Origin of the sequence: Bacteroides sp. MSK.20.12, from assembly GCF_019052435.1 — a bacterium.
Taxonomy (GTDB): Bacteria; Bacteroidota; Bacteroidia; order Bacteroidales; family Bacteroidaceae; genus Bacteroides; species Bacteroides xylanisolvens.
In genome coordinates, this window is the sequence record NZ_JAHQVH010000006.1 from 142,656 (window position 1) to 157,886 (window position 15,231).

Here is a 15,231-nt window from a genome sequence, read left to right on the forward strand (position 1 = left end):
TGAAATGAAAAGAATTAATTTATTGGGAACAGCATTGCTAATCATTGCTGTTATGACAAGTTGCGGTAGTTCAAAACCTGTAACACAAACAGTGCAGCAACCGGCAGTGCAACAGGACGTAGAAATTAATGTTCCTTGTTCGGGACCGGAATTTCAAACGAACAAAGAGTATTTTAGAGCTAGTTCGATGGGACTTTCTACGGATATGTCTATTGCAAAGAAAAAAGCGATGACGGAGGCCCGGGCTGAAATTGCTACTGCTATCAATGCAAAAGTGAAATCGGTAACCGATAGTTATGTTTCCTCTTATCAGCAAGGTGAAAATGATGAAAGCAAAAGTCGTTATCAATCATTGACCCGTACGGTAGTGGAACAGGAATTGAGCGGTACGCGTGTAATTTGTGAAAAAACCATGAAGACTCCTGATGGTAAATACAAAGTATATGTTTCTCTTGAACTGGCAGGAGAGGAAATCATGAATGCTATGGCAAATCGTATTAAGAATGATGACAAATTGCGCATTGACTTTGAATATGAAAAGTTCAAAAAGGTATTTGAAGAAGAAATGAGTAAAAACGCCCAATAAGCAGCTTGTTTAAAACATTGCGGATAGTAATGATCTCTTTAATAACTACCCAACTATTTGAAGATTGAATGATGAAGCTTAATTTGTCGGATATAAGATATAATTGGGTAGTTATTTTTATTATCCAGTTGCTTTTGTCTCCCGGTATTGATGTGTTTTCACAGGCAATGCCTGTTGATACAGTTTATAACCAATCTTATGACTGGAGACTGGGACAGCGGGAGACTTTGCCCGAATGGGTGTTTGCTTCTCAACGGAAAGGCCGGGTAGTTGGTATATCTGATCCTTGTATGAAATCCGAAGCTGCAAGGATGCTTGCTTTGCAAAGAGCGGCTTATCTGTATTCATTGCAGCAAGGGGTACAATTGAGACTTCTCTCGGACGTTTTTTCCACCATGGAGACTGCCAGTAATACATACGAAGACCAAAGAAACAAAATGCTTGTACTGGGAGTGATCGAACATCCCGTTCAACATGTTTCCTACCGGATTGAGCATGAATATACTTCTATATTTGGAGAGAAATTTCTGGAGGTATCTTTTACTCCATCGAATGATAGTTGCGATTTTTCTTATCATTCCATTAGTGAGTTGATGCTTTTGTTTACGAAAGAAAGGGTTGAGGAAGAAGAGGTGAAATTCAATTTATTGTTGGAATCGGATAGTTGTAGGGAGCAATCAGACCAGTCATGGTTTCAGCTTAAGGGAACACAGTCATCTCCTCAAATAATTTCATATATGAACGGAGTTGAAATTTGTTCTTCACAGGAAGGCTGTTGGTATGAAGATGCCGGTTTTGGAGGTCAGGACGGATTGGAGAAGATGGATATGAGGAATGCCTTTTGGAATGCCTATATGTCTTCTTTGGTGAAGGCACTGTTGTTATATCCGTTTTCTGATGTAAATGTCAAGCAGGTGGACGATCGTTTCAATGGCGGCACTGATTCCGGTTGTGGTTTGTATCGGGAGAAGGTTGTCGCTGTCTTGTCCATTTCCCCCTTTATCAAAGATATACGGAATAATAAGCTGTATGTGGATTGGCAGATAACAGAACAACAAAATATAATAAGGAAATGAGGAAAAATAGGATACGAATACTATCTATGGTAGTTTTTTCATTGTGTTTGCCGTTTAGTCTTTTTGCGCAAATAGATAAAGACATGAAGGAGTTTGACGATTTTGTGAAGCAGCAGCAAAAAGAGTTTGATGATTTTGTGAGCGAACAGAATAAGGAATTTGCCGAATTCCTGAAAGAAACCTGGAAAGAGTATGATTTGCAGAAGCCGGTGGTACGTCCTCAAAGACCAGAGCCTGTAAAACCGGTCAGCTTTGACCATAAGAAGCCGGCAACAAAACCGCAAGAGGTTAAAGTAGGGGAGGTGACCCGACTCCCCATTCCGACAGTGACTCCAAGTGCGACATTTTCTCCTTCAAAAGGGAAAACACCGGTTCCGGTTATACCGGGAGGTAAAGATGTGGCTGTAGAACCGGAAAAGGATTTTGCGGTGCTCCCTGAAATAAAACCGGAAGTGAAGCCTGAAGAAACCGTTCCGGCCAAACGCTCACTTTCCGGTGTAGAGTTTTCGTTCTACAGTAAAGATTGTGTTGTCAATGCTTCATTGAAGAACCGGCTCACTTTAAAAGGGATTGCAGAGAAAGATATTTCTGCCGGATGGGAGACGTTATCGCGTAGCAACTATCAGCCTTTGATAGACGACTGTCTGGCTTTTAAAAAGGATAATGCCCTGAATGACTATGGCTATCTGCTGTTGACGAGGAAAGTTGCTACTGAACTATGTGGAAGTACTCATTCCGATGAAATAGCTCTTATGCAAATGTTTCTCCTTTCTCAATCGGGATATAGGGTTAAGGTGGCGCGTATGGATAACCACCTTACTTTATTCTATGCTTCGAGTAACATGATTTATGCTACCTGTTTTATTACTTTGAATGGAGTAAACTATTACAGGTTTGATACTACCCCGGATAAAACTAATTCTATTTACACTTACAACCGTGATTTCGCCAATGCGAAGAACCCGGTAAATATGAATATCACTACTCCTCAATCCTTTTCAGGAACTTACGTGGAGAAAACATTGCAAGCGAAAGCTTATCCATCCGTCAAAGTCTGCTCGAAAGTAAATTCGGGACTTATTTCCTTCTATAAGGATTATCCGCAATGTGACTTTTCTGTCTATGTGGGAGCTCCTGTCAGTCAGGAAGTACAACAGACGGTGCTTCCATCATTGCAAGCTGCCATACAAGGGAAAAAACAATCGGAAGCTGCTAATATACTGATTAATTTCGTGCAGACAGCTTTTGATTATAAGACAGATGGTGACCAGTTTGGTTATGAGAAGCCTTTCTTTGTGGATGAGCTGTTCTACTATCCTTATTCCGATTGCGAAGACCGTGCTGTGTTATACTCTTATTTGGTACGTACTCTTATGGGGCTTGATGTTGTATTGTTGGAATATCCCAATCACATGGCAACAGCGGTCTGTTTTGATGAAAACATTGACGGAGATTATATAACTGTAAGCGGAAAGAAGTACATAATTTGTGATCCGACTTATATTGGAGCTTCTATCGGGCTTGCTATGCCGCAATTTAAGAACGTGGCAGCCAAGGTGAAATATTAATTTTATTATATTATGAAGAATATTAAAAAGTATTTGTGTGCCATTGTAATGATGGTTATTTCGATGACTGCATTTGCGCAGGAAGATGTTTTTAGCGGTGACTGGCTAGGAGCAAATAAAGAAGGCGATTTAAAGGTTGCGTTCACATTGAATTGTGATGGTAATTGGCAATTGAATCCTTATAATGAGAATGCCAGATGCAATGGATTTATGGAAGTGAATATGCTGGAACCCGGTGGAAGGGAATCTTTGATGGCAACTTATGAGTTTTACGTCGAGAGTATGAACGGGAATGAACTGACTCTTTCTTTTGTAGGCGGACGTCCGGAGGTTGATGCCGGGATTTCCGGTCAATGCAAAGTCGTTTATAGGGATGATAAGTTGTCGTTTACCGGACTTGATAAAGGCGGAAAAGATGCTGCCTTTAATGGATTGACACTTGTAAAAAGCGGTAGTGGAGCTGATGCAATAGCTGATGCTGCGGCGGATGACGGAGTTCCTTTGGGAGTAAAGATATTGGCTGTTCTCCAACTGATTTTGTATATTGCCGTTGTTTTATTTATTGTGGGGCATATGTTTTTTGTATGGTATAAGGGCGCACGTTATAAAGAGGTTTTTACGGTAGAAGGAATGTTGAATAAACGCCTTGCAGCCGGAATGCCGGAGAAAATGACGGATGAAGAGATAACGGAGGCGTGGAAGCTGATGGATGAGGCATTTGCTACTTGGACGGTGATTGAAAAAACAGATGATGATGAATTCAGAAAGCCGACAAAGATGAAGCAAATTAAGAAATCTGTTCTTTTGATTGATCAGGTTATCGGTATGTGTCCTACTGATGCTGATGTCATAGAACGCTTAAATTCATTGACTGATGTGATTAATAGTGGTGAAGAACGTCATTTTGATGGTTCCAAGAAATTAATCTGGTTAGGTGTCATTGTGGGTATCTTGATGTATTGGATGATGGGAGTCGGTATGATGTTTTCTACTTTAATAGCTACCGGTTTGTATGTGGTAGCGAGCAGGACGCCTCAATTCTTAATTGATAAGCGGGCACTTCGTGGCGGTGGAAATATTCATAATGGTATTTTTGCCGGAGTGTTCGGGTTATTGGCAGGAGCGCAGACAGTGCGGACAATATACAAGTTTAATGATGGTCATAAAGAATATTCTGATGATCATTCACAACATTGGATTGCTTTGGCAATCGGACTTGTCGTTTTGTTTGTATTGGCAATGATGATGGCGTTCTGGGCACTTCTGAACTATTTACGTAATTATGTTCTGTACTTTTGATGGATAAAACTAACATGGTTGTTAATAATGGATTCGGCAGCATAATTAGGCTATTTATGTTTTGAAGTAGAATTTAGAGTAGTAGGTGTACAGGGGATCGATGAAAATTCGATGACCTGTGCATCTTTTTTTAATTAGTGATACTACAAAATATGATTAAGAATCTGCTAATTCCAATATAAATTTTAATATTTGCATTATAACAATAGTGTCAATTGAAAACAAAAGATGAAATAATCGCTATTCTCCGGAATTTTAAGGAAGAATTTGGGGAGAGATATGGAATTGAAAAGTTGGGACTTTTTGGTTCTGTGGCTCGTGGTGAGCAGAAAGAGGATAGTGATATTGATATTTGTGTAAAGCTTCAAGATCCGGATTATTTTACTCGAATGGAAATAAAAGAGTCATTAGAAGAGCGTTTTAATGCAAAAGTGGATGTCGTGTCTTTAACCGCAATTATGCGTAGTTTATTTCGCAATCATATAGAGAAAGATGCAATCTATATCTAATTTTTATTATGCAAAACGGTAGTCTTTAGGTACCACTCCCATCCGCTTTGTAAACTCCTTATAGAAATGTGATCTATTCATAAACCTACTTTGATACATGATTTCTTTAATGAGATTTTTGGGTGGGGATAAAATATCTCGTAGAAAATTCCTGGCGACTCCCGATCATAGTTGTTTCCCGATTTGTATAGAGGCGATGAAGCTTGGCATCCATGTGTATGTGGAAAAGCCGCTTGTCAGAACTTCCTTTTTCTGTTTATTATTGACCTTAAACTCTCAAAACTTGCAAAATAGTTTCAATCGTTTCACAGAACCTTTCATGCCTTTGTTTTTGTTCTAAAAGTATGATTCGATTTGTTTTCTAACTTCTATATTTGTTATCAGAAACGAACGACAATGAAACATGGTATCTATATATTGACTATTCTTATGGCTTTATTAAGCCTTCCAGAAAGTGGGTATGCTTCGATTCCATTTTTCGCTGTTGCGAATGATACAATCCGGCGGGCAGTGATATATTTTGATGCGAATGAAGCGAAAGTGGATCTTAGTTATAAGAATAATAATCAGGTAATTATAATTTTAGATTCTTTGCTTCTCGGAAATTTAAATACGAAATATATAACAGCGCTGAATGTGGAAACTTTTGTTTCTCCTGATGGTGATGAATCTTATAATAGAAGTTTGGCTGCTCGGAGAAATGATTCGATAAAGGAATTCTTACAACGGTATAATTCGGATGTTAGTGTTGATAAGATTCATTTTTTTTCAGGGGGAGAGGATTGGTCGGAGTTTCGTAAGTTGGTGGCATCCGACTCTAACTTACCAGATCGGGAAGAAGTGCTGATATTGATTGATTATCATAAGAATGATGTCAATAAACGGAAGCAACTGTTGCGAAAATTGAATCGGGGAATTGCTTACCGATACATTGTTCACAATATCTTTCCAGAACTGCGGAGATCGGTTATTACGATTGTCGGAGAAACTTCGAAATTAGGTAAAGAGGCTTTTGAACCGGTATCTTCTGTCTCCGGGTTGTTTGTTTCAAAGCAGGAAGAGGCGCTTCCGAAAGATCAACCTGATAAGCCTGTGGGAGAAAGTGAAAAAAAACAGGCCTGTGAGGTCGATATATCGGAGGCAGAAGGGCCGGTGAAAAGCCAAACTGTACTTGCAGTGAAGAATAATCTGTTATATGATTTGGCATTGGCGCCAAATATAGAAGTGGAAATTCCGATGGGCAAGAGGTGGTCTTTGAATACTGAATATAAATGTCCGTGGTGGCTGAATAGCAAACATGATTTCTGCTATCAGCTCCTTTCGGGAGGGATGGAAGGACGTTGTTGGCTGGGAAACCGTCAGAAGCGTGACCGATTGACCGGACATTTTATCGGACTTTATGCTGAAGGCGGGATATATGACTTCCAGCTGCGTGGAGATGGCTATCAAGGTAAGTATTACGGAGCTGCGGGAGTGACTTATGGATATGCACGGCAGTTGGCACGGCATTTTTCCCTTGAATTCAGTCTTGGCATAGGGTATTTGACAACAGAATATAAAAAATATACTCCTTATGAGGGAGATATTGTATGGACAAATAGTGGACGTTATAACTTTATTGGTCCTACCAAGGCGAAAGTTTCTTTGGTATGGTTGATAACAACAAAGAGATAGGAGGGCGTAATGCGAAATACAAGATACGGGTTTCTTGTGCTTTTGTCCTCGCTGCTGATGCTAACTGGATGTAGCCGTCGCGATATATTGGATGATTATCCCGTAAGTGGGGTAGATATAAAGCTGGATTGGGATGGAGTGACAGATCAACTGCCGGAGGGAGTTCGGGTGATTTTTTATCCGAAGAACGGAGATGGCAGGAAAGTAGATAAGTACCTTTCGGTACGAGGCGGAGAAATGAAAGTTCCTCCGGGACGGTATTCGGTAGTAGTCTACAACTATAACACGGAATCTATACGAATCAGGGGTGAAGAGTCCTATGAAACGATAGAAGCCTACACGGGAAACTGCAACGGTTTAGGGATTGCAGGAACGGAAAAGATGGTTTGGTCACCGGATTCATTGTATGTGTTGAATATAGATGAGTTGAAAATAGAGAAGAGTGAAGAAGTGCTTCGCTTAGACTGGAAGTTGGAATCTGTGGTGAAGAAATATTCTTTTGTAGTAGAGGCTAGAGGCTTGGAGTATGTTGCAACAGTGGTAGGAAGCATTGATGGATTATCCGATTGTTACTGTATAGGCAAAGGTCGTGGAGTATGTAGCTCACAACCTATCTACTTTGAGGTAAGGAAGGGAGACAATAAGGTAACGGCATCTTTCACCGCTTTCAAACAAGTAAAGGAAATGACAATGCCGACGCGAATGTCAACATCAGAGAGAGAAACTTCTAGTGAGAAAGATGCTATAATATTAATATTGAAATTTATCAAAACAGATAATACAGTTCAGGAAGCAACAATTGATGTTACTGAAATAATAGGTACACTTGAAAATGCTGGAACAGGGGAAGATGGAAAACCAACCCCACCACCGGAGATTGAGTTACCGCCTGATGATAAGATTGAGGTTGATAAGCCGGAAACACCACCGAATCCTGATGGAGGTGGAGGAATGGGCGGCAATGTTGATGGATGGGGACCCGAAGATAATGTTGAGTTACCCGTGAATTGAAATAGATGCTATAAACAAAATATAACAATATTATAAACTTTAAAAAATACAGTTATGAAGAAGATTTTATTGGCAGTTACAGCTGCTTTGGCAATTACGGGTTGCTCACAGAATGAAGAGTTTGACTCCCCTTCACAGAAAGCCGAAATTAATTTTAGTACAGCTGCTGTTACAAGAGCAACTGCTATGATTACTGATAATTTTAAGCAGTTTAAAGTGTATGGCTATGCGCATACAGGTGGATTTACTACTGAGACTGAAAGTAAAACTCTTGTTGAAGGAATTTTTAATAAGTCAGAAGACAAAAAATGGTCAGAGAAAGATAGTAATAAGTTTTACTGGCCATCCGAAGGTAATGTAACTTTCTTTGGATATAGCCCTGTAGCAGAAACAGGGACTACTTATACTGCTCCAGAAAGTTCTAAAGGATATCCTACAATCGTTTATACAGTTAATGATGATATTGCTAGTCAATCAGATTTTTTGGTTGCTGATAAGACTGGTAATGGAACTACTAATGTGGATGGTATTTCTTTAGGATTTAAACATGCTCTGACCCAGATTGCATTTAAGTTGAAAGGGAGTGATTCAAATGTTAATTACACTGTTACAAAATTAGTTCTGAAAGGGATTAACAATGTTGGAACATATAAATGGGGAACGAATACATGGGAGTCTACAACTGGAACGAAAGATTATACGATTGATATGGTAAGTTCTGCTGCAACATTTGTCGGTGATGGTGCAGATGCTGTCGAATTGACAGGTAATGATAAAGTGCTGATGTTGATTCCTCAAGCTCCAAATAGTGCAAAAATAGAGGTTACATATACTGCTACTGATAAGACAACGAATATTGTGTATAATAATGCTCCTAAAGAAGTAAATGTACCGACTGACCAGTGGGAAGTGAGTCAAAGAATTGTTTTCACTATTGCTTTAACCCCTGGTAAGATCATGAATATTTCAGGTGAGGTTGTAAACAATGGTTGGGCTGATAAGGAGCCTCAACCGGATGATCTTAAGTAAATATAGATACAGTTCTTTCATATAGAGTTAAATAATTATATTAATAAAAAGCAGCATGAAGTATTCACTTTGTGCTGCTTTTGTATATAATATGGGTTGTCTTATAATTGGTTCGTGATAGTAAAAGGTTTATTTTCACTTTTCTTCCTTTTTTTATGGCAATATGAAAGATTTCATATATTTTTGCTGGCAGCATAAACAAAAACAAACACAGTCAGCGTATGCCATCTATTTGTCAAGGAACCTGGGATTGTCAAATATGTCCAAAAGCGGTGAGTAATGCCATTACTCATGTGATTTATCAGCGTGGTTTTCATAAACCGGCTCAAAAGTGTGAAGAAAATCTTATCCTTTTTTTGATGAAGGGAGAAATACTGGTCAATAGTAAGGAATATGCGGGGACAATGCTTAAGGAAGGTGAATTTATCCTTCAGGCTATTGGTTCTATGTTTGAGATGCTTGCTATGACTGAATGTGAGTGTATTTATTATCGTTTTATCCAGCCCGAACTGTTTTGTGATTTCCGTTTCAATCATATCATGAAGGAAGTATCTCCTCCACTTATTTATACTCCATTAAAAATAATTCCAGAACTGCAATATTTCCTCAATGGGTCTATCACTTATTTGAAAGGAGATAAAGTCTGTCGGGATTTGCTATCTCTGAAACGAAAAGAATTGGCGTTTGTATTGGGATACTATTATTCCGATTATGATCTTTCGAGCTTGGTGCATCCACTCTCTAAATATGTAAACAGTTTCCAATACTTCGTTATTCAAAACTATAAGAAAGTAAAGACAGTGGAAGAACTGGCACAATTGGGTGGATATACTCTTAGTACATTCCGTCGTATCTTCAATAACGTCTTTCATGAACCTGTTTATGAATGGATGCTGGCGAGACGTAAAGAGGGCATTCTGGACGACTTGAACAACTCTAAATGTAGCATCTCGGAGATATGCTATAAATATGGTTTTGAATCTTTACCCCATTTTTCTAATTTCTGCAAGAAATCTTTTGGTGCCTCTCCACGTAATTTACGTAGGCAAGACATTTCATAAATGCAACTATGTAAGATAATTGCGGTTCACCGGTTTCACCCAATTCTCTAAATGCCGATGAATAAGGTAACAGCGGGTGAAAGCAAGGGAGAAATTCAGGTGAAACTGAACCTTCTTGGTTTCACCTATTGAGTTTATTCATACCGACTGTTGGAGCTATAGCTCCAAGGTGTTGGATATATAGCTCCAAGATGCTAGATATATAGATGCAACAACTCAAGTATTAACACATGAGAACTAAGGTGTTAAGACTTGGCGGCCAAAGTATTACATCCGCACAGTTCACTCATTAATACCTGAAAGCGGATTTGCTATAAGCATATCCGGATTAGCTATAATGATAATTGTTTTAGCTCAAGGGATATTTTAATAAGACAGGTGAAAGCGGTAACGAATGATTTTACCTTATTTCAATCCTCGCTTTCACCCGTAATTCTCTCATTCATAACAGTTTTGGCTATAAGGTGAAATCGGTGAAACTTATGAATTAAAAGTTCATGTTACTGATCTGTATTAATAATAATTGTGATCTACTCATATATAAAGAAATCCCCTGTCGGACTAGCCGGCAGGGGATTCTGTCATTAATCAAATTAAGCTCTCGCTATTGAAATCTAGCAATTTCTAGTCTTTTAATTTTGCGATGATGAAGTCGCGGTTCAAGCGAGCGATGTTGCTGATAGAAATATTCTTCGGACATTCAGCTTCACAAGCACGAGTGTTTGTACAGTTTCCGAATCCCAGTTCGTCCATCTTTGACAACATAGCTTTTGCACGACGCAAAGCTTCCGGTTTACCTTGCGGCAGCAAGTTCAACTGGCTGACTTTTGCAGAAACGAACAACATAGCAGAACCATTCTTACATGCAGCTACACAAGCACCGCAACCGATACAAGAAGCAGCATCCATAGCTTCGTCAGCGATAGGTTTCGCGATCAGGATAGCGTTAGCATCCTGCGGAGCACCTGTGCGTACGCTTACATAACCACCAGCTTGCATAATCTTGTCGTATGCAGTACGGTCTACCATCAAGTCTTTGATGACAGGGAAACCAGCCGAACGCCAAGGTTCAACAGTGATGGTGTCACCGTCGTTGAAACGACGCATATAGATTTGGCAAGTAGTAGCACCTGTTGCAGGACCGTGCGGGTGTCCGTTGATGTAAAGAGAACACATACCGCAGATACCTTCGCGGCAGTCATGATCGAATACTACCGGTTCTTTTCTTTCGCTGATGAGCTGTTCGTTCAGAATATCCAGCATTTCGAGGAAGGAAGTATCACCGGGGATATCTTTCATTTGGTAGGTTTCAAAAGCACCTTTAGCTTTCGGACCAGCTTGGCGCCATACCTTCAGTGTAAATGATATATTTTTATCCATTTTCTTCTAATTCTTTTAAATGTTTAACTTCACCGATTAGCTCTTGTAGTTACGGGTCTGAACCTTGATAGCTTCGTATACCAGCGGTTCTTTGTGCAATACCGGAGCCTTTTCATCGTCACCTTGATATTCCCAGCATGCTACATAGAAGAAGTTTTCGTCATCACGTTTTGCTTCTCCTTCTTCAGTCTGGTATTCTTCACGGAAGTGACCACCACAACTTTCGTTACGGTTCAATGCGTCGTAAGCAACAAGCTCACCCATAGTGATGAAGTCGTACAGACGGATTGCTTTGTCAAGCTCTACGTTCATACCTTCCTTAGAACCGGGGATAAACAAGTTCGTTTCGAATTCCTTGCGGATTTCTTTCAGTTCGGCGATACCTTTCTTCAGGCCTTCTGCCGTACGTCCCATACCTACATATTCCCACATGACATGACCCAGTTTCTTGTGGATAGAATCAACAGATTCTTTACCCTGGATGCTCATGAACTTGTCGATCTTAGCTTGAACAGCTTTTTCAGCTTCAGCGAATTCAGGAAGATCGGTAGAGAAACGAGGAACAGTGATCTGGTCTGCCAGATAGTTCTGGATAGTGTAAGGCAATACGAAGTAACCGTCAGCCAAACCTTGCATCAATGCAGAAGCACCGAGGCGGTTTGCACCATGGTCGGAGAAGTTACATTCACCGATAGCGAACAGACCCTTGATAGTGGTTTGCAGTTCGTAGTCTACCCAGATACCACCCATTGTATAGTGGATAGCCGGATAAATCATCATCGGGTTATAATATTTCACACCACTGATTTCTTTAGCCAGTTCGCCCGGATTAACGTCAGTGATTTCTTCGTACATATCGAAGAGGTTACCATAACGTTGAAGAACAACGTCGATACCCAAACGGTTGATAGCTTCAGAGAAGTCGAGGAATACGGCCAAACCTGTGTTGTTTACACCGAAACCAGCGTCGCAACGTTCTTTAGCGGCACGGCTGGCAACGTCACGCGGAACCAGGTTACCGAATGCCGGATAGCGGCGTTCCAAGTAATAGTCGCGGTCTTCTTCCGGAATATCACTTCCTTTGATTTCGCCTTTCTGGAGTTTTACAGCATCTTCTTTCTTCTTCGGAACCCAGATACGACCGTCGTTACGGAGAGATTCAGACATCAAAGTCAGCTTAGACTGCTTGTCGCCATGTACCGGAATACAAGTCGGGTGAATCTGAACGTATGCAGGATTTGCGAATACAGCACCCTTGCGGTAGCAAGAGATAGCAGCTGTACAGTTACAACCCATAGCGTTAGTAGACAGGAAGTAAGCGTTACCATAACCACCGGTAGCGATTACTACAGCGTGAGCAGCGAAACGTTCCAATTCGCCTGTTACAAGATTTTTTGCGATGATACCGCGGGCACGTCCGTCAACGATGACAACATCCTGCATTTCGTAGCGGGTATACAGTTTAACAGTACCTACGTTTACCTGACGGCTCAATGCAGAGTAAGCACCCAGCAGCAATTGCTGACCAGTCTGGCCTTTAGCGTAGAAAGTACGGGATACCTGTGCGCCACCGAAAGAACGGTTGTCCAGTGTACCGCCATATTCGCGAGCGAAAGGAACACCTTGCGCTACACATTGGTCGATGATAGCGTTAGACACTTCAGCCAGACGATATACGTTTGCTTCACGGGCACGATAGTCGCCACCTTTTACAGTATCGTAGAACAGACGGTAAACGGAGTCACCGTCATTTTGATAATTCTTTGCAGCATTGATACCACCCTGTGCAGCGATAGAGTGTGCACGACGGGGAGAATCCTGAATACAGAAATTGAATACTCTGAAACCCATTTCACCAAGTGAAGCAGCGGCAGAAGCACCTGCCAGACCTGTACCCACAACGATGATGTCCAAACGACGTTTATTAGCGGGGTTCACCAATTTCTGGTGAGCTTTATAGTTGGTCCATTTCTCAGCCACCGGGCCTTCTGGAATTTTTGAATCTATTTTGATCATAATATTATTTACAATTTAATCATTTACAATTTACTATTTAGCAAGCACCGCCACAAATCAGTGTTTTCACGAAGAATACCACTACTACCAGTGCGAAACCGAGTACAACAATCGTAGAATAGATGTTAGAAATACATTTCCAACGATTGATCCATACTTTGTTGTTCCATCCCAGTGATTGCATAGAGCTCCAGAAACCGTGAGTCAGGTGGAACCACAAAGCAAACAGCCAAACGAGGTAAAGAACTACGTAAACCGGGCTAGAGAAAGTCTGCTGGATGTGATAAGCACCGTTAGCGGCATAAGCCAGCGTCAGTGTATCAGCGTGCATGCCCATGTTGTGCATCAGTTCCGGCAACTGCATTTTTGCCCAGAAGTTGAAGAGGTGCAAACCAAGACCTACGATAACGATCAGACCCAGCACCAACATGTTTTGAGATGCCCATTCTACAGTTTTTGGTTTGTCAACCACTGCATAGCGTTCGCTACCACGCGCTTTGCGATTCTGCATTGTCAGCCAGAATGCGTAGATGATGTGAATCACAAAAAGAGCGGCTAGTCCTGCGGTAGCCACTAACGCATACCAGTTTGCTCCCAGGAACTCACAAATCATGTTGTAACCATCAGCCGAGATGATTGCAACCAAGTTCATCGCCATGTGAAATGTTAGAAACAGGACAAGGGCGATACCGGTAACGCTCATCACCACTTTCCTTCCTACAGATGAATTACTTAACCACATAAATGATTGAATTTAAATTATTTAATTGTTAGAACTAAAATTTCGACGTTTTACACCTCTTACGGACTGCAAAAATAGGGGAAATAGATTGATTGAGCAAGGAATTAAAGAAATAATTCTTTAATAATGGATCAATGCGCCAATGTGTCAATATGCCAGCCAGTATGTACGCATGGTGCAACTGATTGGCACATTAGTAGGATGAGGCTGTTTATTGTACTTTCCCGATTTTCTCACCGCCGGCTGCTTTTTTGCGTAGAGCGCGTGGGGTATCGCCAAAAGAGTCTTTACAGAAGTGTGCGAAATGAGACAGAGAGTCGAATCCGTATCTGTTACAGATTTCAGTGATTCGCATTTTGGTGTGCTGTAGGTCTTCCAGGATTCCTTCCCGTTTCTTTTCCAGTATCCATTCGTATACGGGCACACCATAGAGGTTTTTGAATAGTCGGCGGAAAGTAGTGGTCGTATATCCTCCCAGATGCGCAAATTCTTCCACGTTCTTCACCTTGCTGTAATTCTGCATGACGAAATAGTGGAAACTTTCCGTATAAGTGCTGATCGGATAGAAGAATGAACCCAGTTGGGGCAGCGGATAGAAGTTAGTAATCAAGAAAACCAGTTCTTTGCATTTTAAGTCGATATACTTGCTGCAAGGGTTTTCCTCAGCGAGGAATTCGGGCATACTGGTGACAAGGTGGTAAAGCCTTTCACTCATAATCAGTGGAGTGTAGGTCAAAGGAGCTTCCGCCTGTTCCATCATTTCCTTATATCGGTCTTCGCAAAGCAAAGGCAGTTCGTTGAACCAGTAGACAACATATTCAACATCTGTCAGTGCCAGTATTTCGACCTTGGAGCCAATAGCTTGCAAAACAATTTGTCTCTCGCGTAACGTTATTCCAGGATGCTCTTCGCTATTGATAAGTAATTCGCCCTTTATCATAAAAAGCATACAATTCTGCGTACACTTATCCTTGGGGATATGCTCTCCTTTAGGTAAGTTTCTATATACAAGGATATTCTCAACATTTTTTGGACATCCCGTACAGTTGGTATATTGTATGCAAAATGAATCTCCTGGCATGAGTTTTATGCGTGATTTATTATCTTAACGGAACAAAGATAGGCTTTTTTTGCGGAAAATGGAACTCTTTCTTTTATTTATGTTTTAGTAGAAACCTGCAAATATTATTCTTATCCCTTTGGATGATGTTAGAGAATTCAATATTTATCTGTTGTAAATTTCTGAATAGAAAACTTTATGTTGATTTTTGGAAGTATTA

At 40.6% G+C, this 15,231-nt stretch carries 13 protein-coding genes; 9 read left to right on the forward strand and 4 right to left on the reverse strand.

Features of this window, described 5'->3' with window-relative positions:
* Positions 1 to 4: 4 nt before the first annotated feature.
* From KTR06_RS05375 to KTR06_RS05415, 9 genes are all read left to right on the forward strand, one after another.
* Entirely contained in the window at positions 5 to 586 is a 582-nt protein-coding gene (locus KTR06_RS05375; protein ID WP_055234483.1) for an LPP20 family lipoprotein, read from the forward strand.
* 68 nt (positions 587 to 654) lie between these two features.
* On the forward strand, positions 655 to 1,662 hold the full coding sequence (locus KTR06_RS05380) for a hypothetical protein (RefSeq protein WP_055234480.1): 1,008 nt from the start codon (positions 655 to 657) through the stop codon (positions 1,660 to 1,662).
* A complete protein-coding gene (locus KTR06_RS05385) occupies positions 1,659 to 3,230 on the forward strand; it encodes a hypothetical protein (protein ID WP_217290030.1) in 1,572 nt (523 codons plus the stop codon). Before KTR06_RS05380 ends, KTR06_RS05385 begins: the two co-directional genes overlap by 4 nt.
* 12 nt (positions 3,231 to 3,242) lie before the next feature.
* Positions 3,243 to 4,529 (forward strand): hypothetical protein, encoded by a 1,287-nt coding sequence (locus KTR06_RS05390; RefSeq protein WP_004298497.1) that lies wholly within the window; start codon positions 3,243 to 3,245, stop codon positions 4,527 to 4,529.
* Positions 4,530 to 4,744: 215 nt separating this feature from the next.
* The gene (locus KTR06_RS05395; protein WP_004298496.1) at positions 4,745 to 5,038 is read left to right on the forward strand and encodes a nucleotidyltransferase family protein; all 294 of its coding nucleotides are present in this window, start codon (positions 4,745 to 4,747) and stop codon (positions 5,036 to 5,038) included.
* Between the two features lie 396 nt (positions 5,039 to 5,434).
* Complete coding sequence (locus KTR06_RS05400) at positions 5,435 to 6,712, forward strand: DUF3575 domain-containing protein (protein ID WP_120067766.1); 1,278 nt, start codon at positions 5,435 to 5,437, stop codon at positions 6,710 to 6,712.
* Between the two features lie 9 nt (positions 6,713 to 6,721).
* Positions 6,722 to 7,723, forward strand: coding sequence for a DUF5119 domain-containing protein (locus KTR06_RS05405; RefSeq protein ID WP_243636460.1), 1,002 nt, complete (start codon positions 6,722 to 6,724; stop codon positions 7,721 to 7,723).
* 54 nt (positions 7,724 to 7,777) lie between these two features.
* Positions 7,778 to 8,752 carry a fimbrillin family protein gene (locus KTR06_RS05410; RefSeq protein WP_004302658.1) on the forward strand — a complete coding sequence of 325 codons (975 nt, stop codon included), beginning with the start codon at positions 7,778 to 7,780 and terminating at the stop codon, positions 8,750 to 8,752.
* Between the two features lie 221 nt (positions 8,753 to 8,973).
* The gene (locus KTR06_RS05415; protein ID WP_004322970.1) at positions 8,974 to 9,813 is read left to right on the forward strand and encodes an AraC family transcriptional regulator; all 840 of its coding nucleotides are present in this window, start codon (positions 8,974 to 8,976) and stop codon (positions 9,811 to 9,813) included.
* Positions 9,814 to 10,437: 624 nt separating this feature from the next.
* On the opposite strand, the gene KTR06_RS05420 is transcribed toward KTR06_RS05415, so the two are convergent.
* From KTR06_RS05420 to KTR06_RS05435, 4 genes are all read right to left on the reverse strand, one after another.
* Positions 10,438 to 11,193 carry a succinate dehydrogenase/fumarate reductase iron-sulfur subunit gene (locus KTR06_RS05420; protein WP_004298485.1) on the reverse strand — a complete coding sequence of 252 codons (756 nt, stop codon included), beginning with the start codon at positions 11,191 to 11,193 and terminating at the stop codon, positions 10,438 to 10,440.
* Between the two features lie 36 nt (positions 11,194 to 11,229).
* Positions 11,230 to 13,209, reverse strand: coding sequence for a fumarate reductase/succinate dehydrogenase flavoprotein subunit (locus KTR06_RS05425; protein ID WP_004298483.1), 1,980 nt, complete (start codon positions 13,207 to 13,209; stop codon positions 11,230 to 11,232).
* Between the two features lie 37 nt (positions 13,210 to 13,246).
* Positions 13,247 to 13,951 carry a succinate dehydrogenase/fumarate reductase cytochrome b subunit gene (locus KTR06_RS05430; protein ID WP_004298481.1) on the reverse strand — a complete coding sequence of 235 codons (705 nt, stop codon included), beginning with the start codon at positions 13,949 to 13,951 and terminating at the stop codon, positions 13,247 to 13,249.
* Between the two features lie 211 nt (positions 13,952 to 14,162).
* Positions 14,163 to 15,032, reverse strand: a complete 870-nt coding sequence (locus KTR06_RS05435; RefSeq protein ID WP_055234468.1) for an AraC family transcriptional regulator — start codon at positions 15,030 to 15,032, stop codon at positions 14,163 to 14,165.
* Between the last annotated feature and the right edge of the window lie 199 nt (positions 15,033 to 15,231).

What these genes read in the sequence shown, in the direction of transcription:
- KTR06_RS05405 (WP_243636460.1), top strand. Translation starts at nt 6,722, where the DNA reads ATGCGAAATACAAGATACGGGTTTCTTGTGCTTTTGTCCTCGCTGCTG.
- KTR06_RS05400 (WP_120067766.1), top strand. Translation starts at nt 5,435, where the DNA reads ATGAAACATGGTATCTATATATTGACTATTCTTATGGCTTTATTAAGC.
- KTR06_RS05425 (WP_004298483.1), bottom strand. Translation starts at nt 13,209, where the DNA reads ATGATCAAAATAGATTCAAAAATTCCAGAAGGCCCGGTGGCTGAGAAA.
- KTR06_RS05380 (WP_055234480.1), top strand. Translation starts at nt 655, where the DNA reads ATGATGAAGCTTAATTTGTCGGATATAAGATATAATTGGGTAGTTATT.
- KTR06_RS05415 (WP_004322970.1), top strand. Translation starts at nt 8,974, where the DNA reads ATGCCATCTATTTGTCAAGGAACCTGGGATTGTCAAATATGTCCAAAA.
- KTR06_RS05385 (WP_217290030.1), top strand. Translation starts at nt 1,659, where the DNA reads ATGAGGAAAAATAGGATACGAATACTATCTATGGTAGTTTTTTCATTG.
- KTR06_RS05420 (WP_004298485.1), bottom strand. Translation starts at nt 11,193, where the DNA reads ATGGATAAAAATATATCATTTACACTGAAGGTATGGCGCCAAGCTGGT.
- KTR06_RS05410 (WP_004302658.1), top strand. Translation starts at nt 7,778, where the DNA reads ATGAAGAAGATTTTATTGGCAGTTACAGCTGCTTTGGCAATTACGGGT.
- KTR06_RS05390 (WP_004298497.1), top strand. Translation starts at nt 3,243, where the DNA reads ATGAAGAATATTAAAAAGTATTTGTGTGCCATTGTAATGATGGTTATT.
- KTR06_RS05435 (WP_055234468.1), bottom strand. Translation starts at nt 15,032, where the DNA reads ATGCCAGGAGATTCATTTTGCATACAATATACCAACTGTACGGGATGT.
- KTR06_RS05375 (WP_055234483.1), top strand. Translation starts at nt 5, where the DNA reads ATGAAAAGAATTAATTTATTGGGAACAGCATTGCTAATCATTGCTGTT.
- KTR06_RS05430 (WP_004298481.1), bottom strand. Translation starts at nt 13,951, where the DNA reads ATGTGGTTAAGTAATTCATCTGTAGGAAGGAAAGTGGTGATGAGCGTT.